The 14,472-nt window shown below is 61.6% G+C and carries 12 protein-coding genes and 3 pseudogenes; 3 read left to right on the top strand and 12 right to left on the bottom strand.

Going from position 1 to position 14,472, the window contains the following annotated elements; translation table 11 throughout:
* Positions 1-38: 38 nt before the first annotated feature.
* From pcaC to HT737_RS22280, 11 genes and pseudogenes are all read right to left on the bottom strand, one after another.
* Positions 39-431 (bottom strand): 4-carboxymuconolactone decarboxylase, encoded by a 393-nt coding sequence (gene pcaC, locus HT737_RS22330; protein ID WP_047292161.1) that lies wholly within the window; start codon positions 429-431, stop codon positions 39-41.
* Positions 432-441: 10 nt separating this feature from the next.
* The gene (pcaD, locus tag HT737_RS22325) at positions 442-1,233 is read right to left on the bottom strand and encodes a 3-oxoadipate enol-lactonase (RefSeq protein ID WP_095667330.1); all 792 of its coding nucleotides are present in this window, start codon (positions 1,231-1,233) and stop codon (positions 442-444) included.
* A gap of 12 nt (positions 1,234-1,245) precedes the next feature.
* A pseudogene (locus HT737_RS22320) lies at positions 1,246-2,609 on the bottom strand (3-carboxy-cis,cis-muconate cycloisomerase).
* Positions 2,610-2,655: 46 nt separating this feature from the next.
* Positions 2,656-3,951 carry an MFS family transporter gene (locus tag HT737_RS22315; protein ID WP_041070509.1) on the bottom strand — a complete coding sequence of 432 codons (1,296 nt, stop codon included), beginning with the start codon at positions 3,949-3,951 and terminating at the stop codon, positions 2,656-2,658.
* 271 nt (positions 3,952-4,222) lie between these two features.
* Positions 4,223-4,789 (bottom strand): protocatechuate 3,4-dioxygenase subunit alpha, encoded by a 567-nt coding sequence (gene pcaG, locus HT737_RS22310; RefSeq protein WP_047292153.1) that lies wholly within the window; start codon positions 4,787-4,789, stop codon positions 4,223-4,225.
* A 1-nt stretch (position 4,790) separates the two neighbouring features.
* A complete protein-coding gene (gene pcaH / locus HT737_RS22305; RefSeq protein WP_007963162.1) occupies positions 4,791-5,495 on the bottom strand; it encodes a protocatechuate 3,4-dioxygenase subunit beta in 705 nt (234 codons plus the stop codon).
* A gap of 37 nt (positions 5,496-5,532) precedes the next feature.
* Complete coding sequence (gene pcaF, locus HT737_RS22300) at positions 5,533-6,738, bottom strand: 3-oxoadipyl-CoA thiolase (RefSeq protein ID WP_179294935.1); 1,206 nt, start codon at positions 6,736-6,738, stop codon at positions 5,533-5,535.
* Positions 6,735-7,515 (bottom strand): annotated as a pseudogene (locus HT737_RS22295) (CoA-transferase subunit beta). The gene pcaF and the pseudogene HT737_RS22295 overlap by 4 nt, the downstream one beginning before the upstream one ends.
* Positions 7,515-8,372, bottom strand: a complete 858-nt coding sequence (locus tag HT737_RS22290; protein ID WP_041070518.1) for a CoA transferase subunit A — start codon at positions 8,370-8,372, stop codon at positions 7,515-7,517. The pseudogene HT737_RS22295 and the gene HT737_RS22290 overlap by 1 nt, the downstream one beginning before the upstream one ends.
* 263 nt (positions 8,373-8,635) lie before the next feature.
* A complete protein-coding gene (locus tag HT737_RS22285; protein WP_095667333.1) occupies positions 8,636-9,982 on the bottom strand; it encodes an MFS transporter in 1,347 nt (448 codons plus the stop codon).
* A 294-nt stretch (positions 9,983-10,276) separates the two neighbouring features.
* Positions 10,277-11,051: pseudogene (locus tag HT737_RS22280) on the bottom strand (IclR family transcriptional regulator).
* On the opposite strand from HT737_RS22280, the gene HT737_RS32815 reads away from it, so the two are divergent.
* The 3 genes from HT737_RS32815 to HT737_RS22270 all read left to right on the top strand — a co-directional run bounded on the left by HT737_RS32815 (position 10,938) and on the right by HT737_RS22270 (position 13,822).
* A complete protein-coding gene (locus HT737_RS32815; protein ID WP_374011192.1) occupies positions 10,938-11,288 on the top strand; it encodes a hypothetical protein in 351 nt (116 codons plus the stop codon). The pseudogene HT737_RS22280 and the gene HT737_RS32815 overlap by 114 nt on opposite strands.
* Positions 11,289-11,770: 482 nt before the next feature.
* A complete protein-coding gene (locus HT737_RS22275; RefSeq protein ID WP_003222398.1) occupies positions 11,771-11,971 on the top strand; it encodes a hypothetical protein in 201 nt (66 codons plus the stop codon).
* 375 nt (positions 11,972-12,346) lie between these two features.
* Positions 12,347-13,822, top strand: a complete 1,476-nt coding sequence (locus HT737_RS22270) for an inorganic phosphate transporter (RefSeq protein WP_007963152.1) — start codon at positions 12,347-12,349, stop codon at positions 13,820-13,822.
* Between the two features lie 353 nt (positions 13,823-14,175).
* On the opposite strand, the gene HT737_RS31290 is transcribed toward HT737_RS22270, so the two are convergent.
* On the bottom strand, positions 14,176-14,472 hold a 297-nt coding region (locus tag HT737_RS31290), incomplete at its 5' end, for a hypothetical protein (protein ID WP_220459466.1).

Raw genomic sequence — 14,472 nt, 5'->3', positions numbered from 1 at the left:
AGGAGCTGCCGCAGGCTGCGATCTTTTGATTCTGATGCTTACTCCCGAGACTCAATCCCAAGCTCATCCCACACCGACTCCGCCAGATGGAACGTCGCATTGGCTGCCGGAATCCCGCAATAAATCGCACTCTGCATGATCACTTCCTTGATCTCGCCCCGGCTCACGCCGTTGTTCGCCGCTGCGCGCAAATGCAGTTTCAGTTCGCCTTCGCGGTTCATCCCGATCAGCATGGCGATGGTGATCAGGCTGCGGGTATGCCGCGGCAGGCCCGGGCGGGTCCAGATGTCGCCCCAGGCGTGACGGGTGATCATTTCCTGAAATTCCGAGTTGAACTCGGTCAGTGTGGTCAGGCTGCGATCGACATGCGCATCGCCCAGCACCGCACGGCGTACTTGCATGCCTTCGTCATAACGTTGTTTCTCGTCCACAAAAACTTCCTCACTGAGCGTTCAGAAACGCCAACACACGATCACTGAATGCGGCACCGGCCTGCACGTTGGACAGGTGCGCGGCATGGAACTCGGCGTACTCGGCGCCGCGCACATGCTCTTGAATGAAATGCCCGCCAGACGGTGGCGTCACCGCGTCTTCGGTGCCGGCAATCACCAGCAGCGGCAGATTGATCGAGGCCAGTTGCTCGCGGAAATCGGCGTCGCGCACCGCCGCGCAATTGGCCGCATAACCTTCAGGCGAAGTCGCCGCGAGCATGTCGGTGATCTTCTTCGCCGCGGCCGGATTGGCCGCCGAAAAGTCCGGGGTAAACCAACGGGCAATCGACGCATCACGCAGTGCGACCATCGCCGCCGGGCCATCACGCAGCACGGTTTCGATGCGCGGGTTCCACACCGATGGATCACCGATCTTCGCGGCGGTGTTGCACACGATCAGTTTGTGCAGACGATGACCGGCATTGATTCCCAGCCACTGGCCGATCAAGCCACCCATCGACAGTCCGCAGAAATGCGCACGCTCGATGTGCAGCGCATCCAGCAGACCCAGCACGTCGCGGCCCAATTGCTCGATGCTGTATGGCCCCGGTGTCACCAACGACTGGCCGTGACCTCGGGTGTCGAAACGCAGCACCCGGAAGTGCTCGGTGAACGCCGGCATCTGCGCGTCCCACATGTGCAGGTCGGTGCCCAGCGAGTTGGACAGCACCAGCACCGGTGCGTCGACCGGACCTTCAATAACGTAATGCAGTTCGCCATCGGCGAGTTGAACGAAAGCCACAGCCCTCTCCTTTCAGACAGACAATGCGTTGTGTTCGGCCACCGCGCGCTCGACCCAGGTTTGCGCCTGGCCGAGGTAATGCGCGGGATCGAGCAGATGATCCAGTTCGGTGCTGCTCAGTTCGGCGGTCACTTGCGGCTCGTCGCCGAGCACCGCACGCAGGTGGCGCTGTTCGGCCACCGCGCGTTTGCAGCATTGTTCGAGCAAATGGTGCGCGGTGTCGCGGCCGACACGCTGGGCGAGGACGATACTCACCGCTTCGGCCAGCACCAGCCCTTGGGTCAATTGGAGATTGCGCGCCATGCGTTCGGCATCGACCTCCAGCCCATCGGCCAGCAAGCGCGCCTGTTGCAGCGCACCGGACACCAGGCAGCAGATCTCCGGCAGGGTTTCCCATTCGGCATGCCACAGACCGAGGCTGCGCTCGTGCTCCTGGGGCATGGCGCTGAACAGCGTCGAGACCAGCCCCGGCACCCGCGTCGCCGCACCGATCAACACTGCCGCGCCGACCGGATTGCGCTTGTGCGGCATGGTCGACGAACCGCCCTTGCCCGGCGCCGACGGCTCGAACACCTCCGCCGCTTCGGTCTGCATCAACAGACTGACGTCGCGCCCGAGCTTGCCGAGCTGCCGGCGATCAAACCAAGCACCGCGCCGAACTCGACGATGCGATCACGCTGGGTGTGCCAAGGTTGTTCAGGCAAGGCCAATTGCAGCTCTTCGGCCAGCGCTTGCGCGATCGGCAGCGCTTGCTCGCCGAGCGCCGCAAGGGTGCCGGAAGCACCGCCGAATTGCAGCACCAGCAGCCGTGGCTTGAGTTCGCGCAGACGCTGACGGCTGCGGGTCACCGCGCCGAGCCATCCGGCGATTTTCATCCCGAGGGTGACCGGCGTGGCGTGTTGCAGCCAGGTGCGCCCGGCCAATGGCGTGGCCGCATGCCGTTGGGCCTGAGTGGCGAGCGATTCGGCGAGCGCTGCGAGGTCGCTTTCAATCAGCTCCAGCGCCTGACGCAATTGCAGCACCAGCCCGCAATCCATCACGTCCTGACTGGTGGCGCCCAGATGCACATAACGCTCGGCCTCGGCACTGCGCGCGGCGATCTGCTTGCCCAACGCCTTGACCAGTGGAATCGCCGAGTTGCCGGCGGTGGCAATCGCCTCGCCCAGCGCCGCGAAGTCATACAGACCGGCGTGGCAAGCGGCGGCAATCGGCGCGACGGCGGACGCCGGAATCACCCCGACCCGCGCCTCGGCCCGGGCCAGCGCCGCTTCGAAATCGAGCATCGCCTGCACCCGACCCTGATCGCAGAACACCTCGCGCATGTCGCGGGCCGTGAAGTAGGCATCGAACAATTGATTGCCCGGTCGCTGAGTCATAAACAGTCCTTGCCGGCGCGGGCCTATGCGGCCCGCGCACATCGGTTTACAGATCGTGGTGCAAGTACGCCGCCTGTTTCGGCAGGCGCAGGCTGAACAGGAACGCCACTGCCATCATCACCGTGACGTACCAGTAGAAGGCGTTTTCCATGCCCCCGGCTTTCAGGCTCAGGGCCACGTATTCCGCCGAACCGCCGAAGATCGCGTTGGCCACCGCATAGGCCAGACCGACGCCGAGGGCGCGGACTTCCGGCGGGAACATTTCGGCTTTCACCAGGCCGCTGATCGAGGTGTAGAAACTCACGATCGCCAGCGCCACGGTGATCAGCACGAAGGCCAGAATCGGGCTGCTGATGCTTTTCAGGCTCAGCAGGATCGGCACGGTGAACAACGTACCGAGCGCGCCGAACCAGAGCATCGAATTACGTCGACCGATCTTGTCGGCGAGCATGCCGAACAGCGGCTGCATGCACATATACAGGAACAGCGCGCCGGTCATGATGTAGCTGGCAGTCTTGGCGTGCATGCCGGCGGTGTTCACCAGGTACTTCTGCATGTACGTGGTGAAGGTGTAGAAAATCAACGAGCCACCGGCGGTGTAACCCAGCACGGTGATGAACGCGGCTTTGTGATCACGGAACAGTGCGCGGATGCTGCCGGCGTCCTTGTTCTCGCGCATTTCCTTGCTGGTGGTTTCTTTCAGGGAGCGACGCAGGAACAGTGAAATCACCGCCGCCACCGCACCGACCACAAACGGAATCCGCCAGCCGTAGGCACGCAGTTCATCTTCACTGAGGAACTGTTGCAGGATCACCACCAGCGACACCGCCAGCAGTTGGCCGCCGATCAGGGTCACGTACTGGAACGAGGCGAAAAAGCCGCGCTGGCCCTTGAGTGCGACTTCACTCATGTAGGTCGCGGTGGTGCCGTACTCGCCGCCCACCGACAGGCCTTGCAGCAGACGCGCGAACAGCAACAGCAGCGGTGCCCAGACGCCGATGCTGGCGTAAGTCGGCAGGCAGGCGATGAGCAACGAGCCGAAGCACATCATCAGCACCGAAATCATCATCGAGGTCTTGCGGCCCTTCTTGTCCGCCAGCCGCCCGAAGATCCAGCCGCCAATCGGGCGCATCAAGAACCCGGCAGCGAACACCCCGGCCGTATTGACCAGTTGCACTGTCGGGTTGTCGGAAGGGAAAAACGCTGGGGCGAAATAGATCGCGCAGAAGGCATAGACATAGAAGTCGAACCATTCGACCAGGTTGCCGGACGAAGCACCGACAATGGCGAAGATGCGCTTGCTGCGCTCCTCGCCGGTGTAATGAGCGGTGGTAGTTGTCATTGTTTTTTACTCTGAGGGGACAGGTGAGAGTCTAGACACACTTCGCAACAATCCCGTTCCACAGATATATCCACGAGGCATTACACAGCCCCTCTTCTGAAAGAGGGCTTTTGTGGCGAGGGGATTCATCCCCGATCGAGTGCGCAGCACTCGCAAATCCGGCAGACGCGGTGTGTCAGTTTCACCGTGAAATCCGGTCTTGGGGCTGCTTCACAGCCCATCGGGGATAAATCCCCTCACCACAAACTCACTCCAACGGAATGAGCTGCGATCAATAATCGAAAAACACCGTCTCAGCCTCAGTGCCCTGCAAAATCACATTCCACTGATAAACCCCTGCCGCATCCGGCTTCGCCAGCAACGTGGCGCGTCGCTCGGCCGGCACACATTCGAGCAGCGGATCATTGACGTTCGCCGGCTCACCTTCAAAGTAGATGCGTGTCAGCAAGTGCTTGACCAAGCCACGGGCAAACACCAGCACCACCAGATGCGGCGCCTGGGTCGTGCCCTTCAGGCCCTCGACCGTGCCCGGTTTGATCGTGGTGAAACGGAAGCGCCCTTCGGCGTCCACCGGCACCCGGCCGAAACCTTCGAAATGCGGGTCCAGCGGTTTGTCCTGCTCGTCTTCCGGGTGTGCGTACTTGCCGGCAGCGTTGGCCTGCCAGACTTCGAGCATCGCGTCGTTGACCACATCGCCGTTGCCGTCAACCACTTGGCCGGTGATCGCCACGCGCTCGCCGAGGGTTTGTTCGACCGCGAGGTTTTCGCGATTCAGCCAGGTCAGGCCGATGTGGTAGTACGGCCCGACGGTGTGGGACGTGGTGGCAGTCAGCGTCATCTTATTTCTCCATCGGCGTGGCGTCGCGGCCGCGCAAGACGATGTCCCAGCGATAGCCGAGGGCGTAGGACGGAATGGTTTTTTCCAGATCGAAAGCGGCGATCAGACGTTCCTTGGCGGAGGTGTCCGGCACGCAGTTGTAGATCGGGTCGTAGGCCAGCAGCGGGTCGCCGGGGAAGTACATCTGCGTCACCAGGCGGGTGAGGATGCTCGGCCCGAACAGCGAGAAATGGATGTGCGCCGGGCGCCACGCATTGTGGTGGTTACCCCACGGATAGGCGCCGGGCTTGATGGTCTGGAACTGATACCAGCCATCGGCATCGGTTACGGTGCGGCCGGTGCCGGTGAAGTTCGGGTCCAGCGGCGCGTCGTGCAGGTCGCGCTGGTGGTTGTAGCGGCCGGCGGCGTTGGCCTGCCAGATTTCCACCAGAATCCCTGGCACCGGCAAACCGTTTTCGTCGAGCACACGACCGTGAATGATGATGCGCTCGCCCAAGGGCTCGCCGTCGTGCTGGGCAGTCAGGTCGTTGTCCTTGTCGGCGACACGTTCGGCACCGATGGTCGGGCCGGTGATCTCCGACAACGAATGCGGCAGAAACACCAACGGCTTGGACGGCGAGCGCAGGTTGGTGGATTGATACGTCGGGTGCAGGTATTCAGGCTGGGTGCCTTCCTGCGGACGACGGTAGCCAGGCTTGTCAGTCATTTCGCTTTCCTCTGTTCTTATCAGTCGACGCGCTGCGTCAGACGCGCTCGATGGCCAGGGCCAGACCCTGCCCGACGCCGACGCACATGGTCGCCAGACCTTTCTTGCCGCCGGTCTTTTCCAGCTGATGCAGCGCGGTCAGCACCAGTCGCGCGCCGCTCATGCCCAACGGATGGCCCAAGGCAATCGCGCCACCGTTCGGGTTGACCTGCGGCGCATCGTCGGCCAGACCCAATTCACGCAGCACCGCCAGACCCTGGCTGGCGAAGGCTTCGTTGAGTTCGATCACATCGAAATCGCTGACCGCCACACCAAGACGCTCGATCAGTTTGCGCACCGCCGGCACCGGGCCGATGCCCATGACGCGCGGCGCAACGCCGGCGCTGGCCATCCCGAGCACTTTGGCGCGGGCGGTCAGGCCGTGTTTCTTCACCGCCTCGGCAGACGCAAGAATCAGCGCAGCAGCACCGTCGTTGACGCCGGACGCGTTGCCGGCAGTAACCGTCTTGTCCGGGCCGTTGACCGGCTTCAATCTGGCCAACGCTTCAAGCGTGGTGTCGGCGCGTGGATGCTCGTCTTGGCTGACCACGGTTTCGCCCTTCTTGTGGGCGATCCGCACTTCGACGATTTCCTCGGCGAAGTAGCCCGCCGCTTGTGCAGCGGCGGTGCGTTGCTGGCTGCGCAGGGCGAACGCGTCCTGGTCGGCGCGCGACACCTTATAGTCGTCGGCGACGTTGTCGGCGGTCTGCGGCATCGCATCGACGCCGTACTGGGCCTTCATCAGCGGGTTGATGAAACGCCAGCCGATGGTGGTGTCTTCCAGTTTCATGTTGCGCGAGAACGCTGCGTCCGCCTTGCCCATCACGAACGGCGCGCGGGACATCGACTCGACGCCACCGGCAATCGCCAGCTCCATCTCGCCGCTGGCAATGGCACGGAACGCAGTACCAACCGCGTCCATGCCCGAAGCACACAGACGGTTGAGGGTCACGCCCGGCACGCTCTCCGGCAGACCGGCCAGCAACAGCGCCATGCGCGCCACGTTGCGGTTGTCTTCGCCAGCCTGGTTGGCGCAGCCGAGGAACACTTCATCGATTGCATTCCAGTCCACCGACGGATTGCGTTCCATCAGCGCCTTGATCGGCACAGCGGCCAGATCGTCGGCACGGACGGCGGCCAGTCCACCGCCGAAGCGGCCGATGGGCGTACGAATCGCATCGCAGATATACACGTCACGCATCATGCTTCTCCCGGTGCCTGGCCGTGGGCGGCGGCGGTGCGCGCTTCGAGATCGCGCAGTGCAGTCAGTTCGGTCTCGGTCGGTGCCGCCGTGGTTTCCACGTTGTCGGCAAAGCGAATGGCCCAACCGGTGGCGGCGACCACTTGCTCGCGGGTCACGCCCGGATGCAGGGCGGTGACCACGAATTCGTGGGTGCCCGCTTCCGGCTCCATGATGCACAGGTCGGTGATGATCCCCGACCGGGCCGGCACCCGGCAGGCCCAGACGCTTGCGCGAATCGCCGCCCTCGCCGTGGCCGACCGAGGTAATGAAGTCGAGCTTGTCGACGAACGAACGCGCCGACTGCTTGAGAATGATCAACACGCTCTTCGCCGAACCGGCGATTTCCGGCGCGCCACCGGCACCCGGCAAACGCACTTTCGGCGCGTGGTAATCACCGACCACAGTGGTGTTGATGTTGCCGAAACGGTCGACCTGCGCCGCGCCGAGAAAACCGACGTCGATGCGTCCGCCCTGCAGCCAGTAGCGAAAAATCTCACCGGTCGGCACGACGGTGTCGGCAGTCTCCGCCAGCTCGCCGTCACCGATCGACAGCGGCAGCACGCTTGGCTTGGCGCCAATCGGGCCGGATTCGTAGATCAGCACCACGTCCGGCGACGACGTCAGGCGCGCGAGGTTGGCGGCTTTCGACGGCAGACCGATGCCGACGAAGCACACCGAGCCGTTCTTCAGGCGCCGGGCCGCCGCGACGGTCATCATTTCATTGGTGGTGTAAGTCATTACTTGGCCTCCGAAGCAGCGGCCAACTTGGCCTGGAACGCGCTGAAGTCAGCGCAGCCATGGATGTATTCGTTGATCCACGCGGTAAACGTCTCACGGTCGCGGGCGATCGGATCCCACGCCTGATAGAAACGATTGTCACGCTCGGTGTAACCGTGGGCGTAGGACGGATGCGCGCCGCCGGGTACGTGGCAGACCGCGCTCAAGGCCCAGGTTGGCAGCACGCAGGCGTTCATTGGCGCGTTGAGGTTGTCGACGATTTCTTCGACCGTGACGATGCAGCGCTTGGCTGCCAGCGCGGCTTCTTTCTGCACCCCGAGAATGCCCCACAACAGCACGTTGCCTTGGCGGTCGGCTTTCTGCGCGTGGATCACGGTCACGTCCGGACGCACCGACGGCACCGCGGCCAGCACTTCACCGGTGAACGGGCAGGTCACGGATTTGATCAGCGGATTGACCTTCGGCAGGTCGGAACCGGCGTAGGCCCGCAGCACGGCGAATGGCAGACCGGAAGCGCCGGCGACGTAGGCGTTGGCCAGGTCGGCGTGGCTGTGTTCTTCGATTTCCAGGGCATGCGGCCATTGCTTTTCGACCGCGTCGCGCAGACGGTGCAGCGAACCCACGCCGGGGTTGCCGCCCCAGGAAAAGATCAGCTTGCGTGCACAACCGGCACCGATCAGTTGGTCGTAGATCAGGTCAGGCGTCATCCGCACCAGGGTCAGATCTTTCTTGCCCTGACGAATGATTTCATGACCCGCCGCCGTAGGGATCAGGTGAGTGAAGCCTTCGAGCGCGACGGTGTCGCCGTCGTTGACGAATTGCTTCACCGCGTCGTGCAGCGAAAGGATCTCAGCCATGGAGCAGGCTCCCGTTTTTGTAGTGAATCGTCAGTGAGAAAAAGGCGCGAGGTTCAGCGCCGGAGTCACTGCAGATTAAGCCGCAGAAAATCGCCAAACAATCCGATAATCGACTGAGTGTTCGTTTATCGAACGGATTGTTATCACCCTATCGTTCCGTGTTGATCGCCAAAAGATCGCAGCCTGCGGCAGCTCCTACAGGGTTACGCGTTCACCTGCAGGAGCTGCCAAAGGCTGCGATCTTTTCGCTTTACATCGAAATATCAGGTCGCATCCGCATGACTGACCACACCTTTGATCACCACCGCCGCCGTCGCCAACCCCGCCGGAATCACCAGCGCCGTCAGCACCTGTTCGAAGTTCCAGCCCAGCCCCAGCAACGTCGCGCCCATCCACGCCCCGAGAATCGCGCCGAACCGGCCAATTCCGAGCATCCACGACACCCCGGTCGCGCGTCCCTGCGTCGGATAAAACCGCGCCGCCAGCGAAGGCATCGCCGATTGCGCACCGTTGACGCACATCCCCGCCACCAGCACCAGGGTCGCCAGCAATGTGATATTGCCCAGGCTCTGCCCCACCGCGTAGGCAAACACCCCGGCCAGCAGGTAGAACGTGCCGATGACCTTGTGCGGATTGAAGCGGTCCATCGCCCAGCCGACAGCGACCGCGCTCAACACCCCGCCGAACTGGAATAACGCGCCGATAAACGCCGCCTGCTCCATGCTCGCGCCGCTGTCACGCATCAGGGTCGGCAGCCAACTGGTCAGCAGATAGACGATGACCAGGCCCATGAAGTAGGTCAGCCACAGCAACAAAGTGCCGACACTGTAAGTGCCGGAGAAAATCACCGCGAAGACGTTGCGCGCCTTGACGGTTTTCTGCTCCGGAACGCTGAAACTCGAGGCTTGCGCCACGGTGACCGGATCGATTGGCGACAGGGTCTTGCGCACTTTCTCGGTGCCGCGATTGCGCACCACCAGATAACGCGCCGACTCCGGCAGCCAGAACAGCAGCACCACCGCGAGGATCAGCGGCAGGATCCCGCCGATCAGCAGCAGGCTGTGCCAGCCGAACGCCGGGATCAGCTTCGCCGAAATGAAACCGCCGCCGGCCATGCCGAGGTTGAAGCCGCAAAACATGCTGGTCACCAGCAATGACTTTTTGCGCTCCGGGGTGTATTCCGAGAGCAGCGTGGTGGCGTTGGGCATGCCGGCGCCCAGGCCGAGACCGGTCAGAAAACGCAGCACCAGCAATTGCTCGACGTTGGTGCTGTACGCCGAGGCCAGACTGAAAGCGCCGAACAGCAGCACCGCGCCGACCAGCACCACTTTGCGCCCGAAACGGTCAGCCAGAGGGCCCGAACCCAGAGCGCCAAAGACCATGCCGATCAACGCGGCACTCATTACCGGGCCGAGGCTGGCGCGGTCGATGCCCCAATCCTGGGACAACGCCGGGGCGATAAAGCCCATCGCCGCTGTGTCGAGGCCATCGAGAAACACAATCAGGAAACACAGGATCACCACCCGCCACTGATAGCGCGAGATCGGTTGGGCATTGATGAAGGTCTGCACGTCGAGGCAGTTACCTACAGCGGACTGAGGCTGGTTCATTATTTTTATTCCACGCAAAAAACGCAGTCGAACGGCGGCCGGCCAGAGAGCGGCACGGTCACAAGAATAGAAGGTCGGGATCAGGCGTTGCGGTGAATCCGGCAACAGGGAACGGAGTTGAGACAGTCGGGGAGCATGCGCATGGTGAGTTGCCTCTTGTCATTATTATGGGAGTCGACAATCCGGCAGGCTCATTCATATCGGCGCCGGATGACGCTGCCGCGACATTAATGATCCGAGGGTTTTAGCGTCAATTCGATAAACGCAACACTGTGCGTTTATCGAACAGCTTCATCAGGCGAACAGTTGCGCGCTGAGGTCGCGGCTGGCGCTGAGCAGGCCCGGCAGGAAGCGTTGCTCCAGCTCGGTGCGGCTGACGCGGCCGGCGTGGGTACTGACGTTGAGCGCCGCCACCACTTGGCCCGATGCATCGTAGACCGGCACCGCAATCGAGCGCAGGCCCTGCTCCAGCTCCTGATCGACGATGCACCAGCCCTGTTGCCGCACTTCCTGCAGGCATGCGAGCAGACTTTCCGGGGTATGCAGGGTGCGGCTGGTCTTGGCCACCAGTTCGGCATGGTCGAGGTATTCGCGCAACGAAGTGTCGTCCAGCGCCGCCAGCAGGATACGGCCCATCGAGGTGCAATAGGCCGGCAGACGTCCGCCCACCGACAGATCCACCGAGATCAGCCGTTGCGTGGTCGCCGAACGGGCGATGTACAGAATGTCGTCACCTTCGAGCGTGGCCATGTTGCAGGCTTCGTGCAGTTGCTCGCTCATGCGGTCGAGGTACGGCTGGGCCGAGACCGCCAGCGGCGTCGACGACAGATACGCGTGGCCGAGGGTCAGCACTTTGGGCAACAACGAGTACGTGCGGCCATCGGTGGTGGCGTAACCCAGTTTGATCAAGGTGTGCAGACAACGACGCACGGCGGCGCGGGGGAATTTCCGTGCGATGGCTGATCTGGGCGATGGTCAGGTGCCGCTTGCGCTCCTGAAACGCCTGCACCACGGCCAGGCCACGGGCCAGCGAGGTCATGAAATCCGGATCGCCCGTCAGCGCCTGGATACGCTTGGCTGGCGACGCGACGATCGGCGGCGCCACGGAGGTGAAGGAGTTGCGCATTTGATCGTTCATTTTTTGTCCTTTTTTCCGGCACGGATCAATGGCCATACAAGCGGCTCGCCGGCAAATGCACAAGGACCGGGACGCCAAGATTGGGCGATTATCGAACCATCGACCGATTATCGCAATCCGCGGCACAAGCTCTTCATGGTTTGCCGGGTCGACCATGGAACGGGTTAATCCAACTTTCCATCGTGCGTTAGTTGTTCGACTTAATGGCGTCAGAAACACAACACTGAGCGCATAAAGGTTTCAGCGGATTTCAACTAGCGATAAAAATTGTCAGTCACAAAAACAATCACACATCTGGAACCGTTTTTAACTTGGCAAAGATAGTCAATCCCGAATCGACCGCTATAATGCCTCTCAGTGGGGCCGGTTTTATTCACCGAAGCCGCCACCTGCCGAAGCGATGCCAATCGCCGACAGCTCCGGCCAGCGCTGACGCGCATGACTCATGCAACGACAGCGCCCGCTGAAACAGGCAACTGATGCTGCGTCAGTTTTAATCTGGTGTCGCAGCCGCCTGCAACATGGAAGTCTTGACCGCCTTGCCGATAACTCCAATGCCTTTACGGGCATGACCTTTCGGTGGACGCGCTCAATCGACTCGTTGCCGTGCGTTTCACCAGACATTCATCTCAACTCAAACAGGTAGCACTGTGACGAAAGACGAACTGCGCGCGGAACTTGAGCGCCAGGAACAACGTTACAAGGAAGTTTACGGCGGGGAAGTCACCACCTACGCCGCTCAACCGGAACCGGAACGCAAAGCATGGCGTAAACGCCCCACTGTTCAGGATCAGGTTTTCCAGCAAGAACTGAAAAAGATGGAAGAAGAACTCAAAACCGAAGAGCCATGAATCGGCGATTGTGAGTTTTTCGAGGGTCTGCGTCGCCACCGGCTACAAGCGCGGTGACCCGACAATGCCTTGCGCGCCCGCTATCCGCGGGCAGCGGCCACCTCCCCCGTGTTGCGCGGGAAAGGAGCGTGTCTGGCTCGTTTCAGAGATATTTCACACAAGCGTTTGAGGCCCTCGCGCACTCGACGAAACGCCTGCTGCCTGAAGGTTTTCTCAAGAGAATCAAACACTTGAAAAACCCTGCAACACGCTCGGGCTTTGCACCTTGCAACAATTTAATTCGACATTGATTGCTACCGATGAGCAGGTAGGGGATCGATTTCCAGTCTTTTCTGGCATAATCGCGCCCCCTTATGACCGGGTCAGAAAACCTTCATGATCGATTTATTCAGCGGACTGGATGCTTGGGTGCTTGTGAGCCTCTTGCTCGCCCTGACGTTTGTCCTCGCCTTCGAGTTCATCAATGGATTTCATGACACCGCTAACGCGGTAGCCACTGTTATCTACACCAAAGCCATGCCGCCTCACCTGGCGGTGTTCTTCTCCGGTGTGTTCAACTTCCTCGGCGTGTTGCTGGGCGGCGTTGGCGTGGCGTATGCCATTGTTCACCTGCTGCCGGTAGAACTGCTGATCAATGTGAACACCGGCCATGGCCTGGCGATGGTGTTCTCGTTGCTCGCCGCGGCGATCACCTGGAACCTGGGCACCTGGTACTTCGGTATCCCGGCCTCCAGTTCCCACACTCTGATCGGCTCGATCCTTGGCGTCGGCCTGGCCAACGCCCTGATCAACAACATCCCGTTGGCCGACGGTGTGAACTGGCAGAAAGCGATCGACATCGGCGCTTCGCTGGTGTTCTCGCCAATGGCTGGTTTCCTGATCGCCGCGCTGATCCTGATCGGCCTGAAGTGGTGGCGCCCGCTGTCGAAGATGCACAAGACCCCGGAACAGCGCCGCAAGATCGACGACAAGAAACATCCGCCGTTCTGGAACCGCCTGGTCCTGGTGATCTCGGCCATGGCCGTGAGCTTCGTGCACGGCTCCAACGATGGCCAGAAAGGCATCGGCCTGATCATGCTGGTGTTGATCGGTATCGTGCCTGCGCAGTTCGTCCTCGACCTGAGCAGCACCACTTACCAGATCGAACGCACCCGCGACGCGACCCTGCACCTGAGCCAGTTCTACAAGCGCAATGCCGACTCCCTGGGCGAATTCCTGGCCCTGGGCAAAAGCGTTGAAGGCGACCTGCCGGAGAAATTCCGCTGCAACCCGCAGCAGACCGAACCGACCATCAACGCCCTGCTCGATACGCTTAAAGGTGTAGCGGACTACCATTCGCTGTCCTCGGAAAGCCGCATCGAAGTGCGTCGCTACCTGCTGTGCCTGGACGACACTGCGAAGAAAGTCGGCAAGCTGCCAGGCCTGGAAGCGCGTGAAAAGGCTGACCTGGACAAACTGCGCAAAGACCTGACCACCACCACCGAATACGCCCCGTTCTGGGTGATTCTGGCGGTCGCACTGGCCTTGGGCCTGGGCACCATGGTTGGCTGGAAACGCGTGGTACTGACCATCGGCGAGAAGATCGGCAAGCAAGGCATGACCTATTCCCAGGGCATGTCGGCGCAGATCACCACCGCGAGTCTGATCGGCATGGCCAACATCTTCAGCCTGCCGGTATCCACCACCCACGTGCTGTCCTCGGGCGTGGCCGGCACCATGGTCGCCAACAAGAGCGGCCTGCAAGGCGGGACTGTTCGTACCATTTTGCTGGCGTGGGTGCTGACCTTGCCGGCGACGGTGGCGCTGTCGGCCGGATTGTTCTGGCTGGCGTCGAAGGCGCTGGGTAGCTGATAGACAGCGGTGCATGAGAAAGGCGTGATTTGTGAGGATCGCGCCTTTTTTTTGGGTTTGGATTTGTGAGCATATCCGTTGCTGCGGTAACGGCTGCTGGCGGTTTCGCTCTTACAGCGAGTCACCTTTTCCAGACGCCGAAAAGGTAACCCAAAAGGCTTTGCCCCGGCGTACGGCACTTCGCTTAGGCTCAGTGTTCCCTCGCTACGGTGTCCATCCGGGGGCATCGCCTACGGTTTGCTTCGCTGCACCTCCTCTCGATGCATGCGGCTTCGCCGCACGGCGCTGCGCGCCTACCCCCGGATGAACACCTTCGCTCGGCCTGCCGAAGGGGCTGAAGATCAAAAGCCAGATCAAGAGCCAAAGCCAAAGCCAAAGCAGATCAAAAGATCGCAGCCTTCGGCAGCTCCTACATGGGATTGGGTGCTTTCAGTTGGAGTTTGGTCGGCTGTCAGGCCGCCATCGCTGGCAAGCCAGCTCCCACAGTGGGATTGAGTGTTTTCAGTTAGAAATTGGTCGGCTGTCAGGCCGCCTTCGCTGGCAAGCCAGCTCCCACAGTGGGATCGGGTGTCATCAGTTAGAGATTGGTCGGCTGTCAGGCCGCCATCGCTGGCCAAGCCAGCTCCCACACTGGGATCGGGTGCCATCAG

Origin of the sequence: Pseudomonas sp. MD195_PC81_125 (assembly GCF_014060985.1) — a bacterium.
GTDB lineage: Bacteria > Pseudomonadota > Gammaproteobacteria > Pseudomonadales > Pseudomonadaceae > Aquipseudomonas > Aquipseudomonas parakoreensis.
Note: the sequence above shows the minus strand (reverse complement) of the source record. Positions and strands in the feature narration are given on the sequence as shown.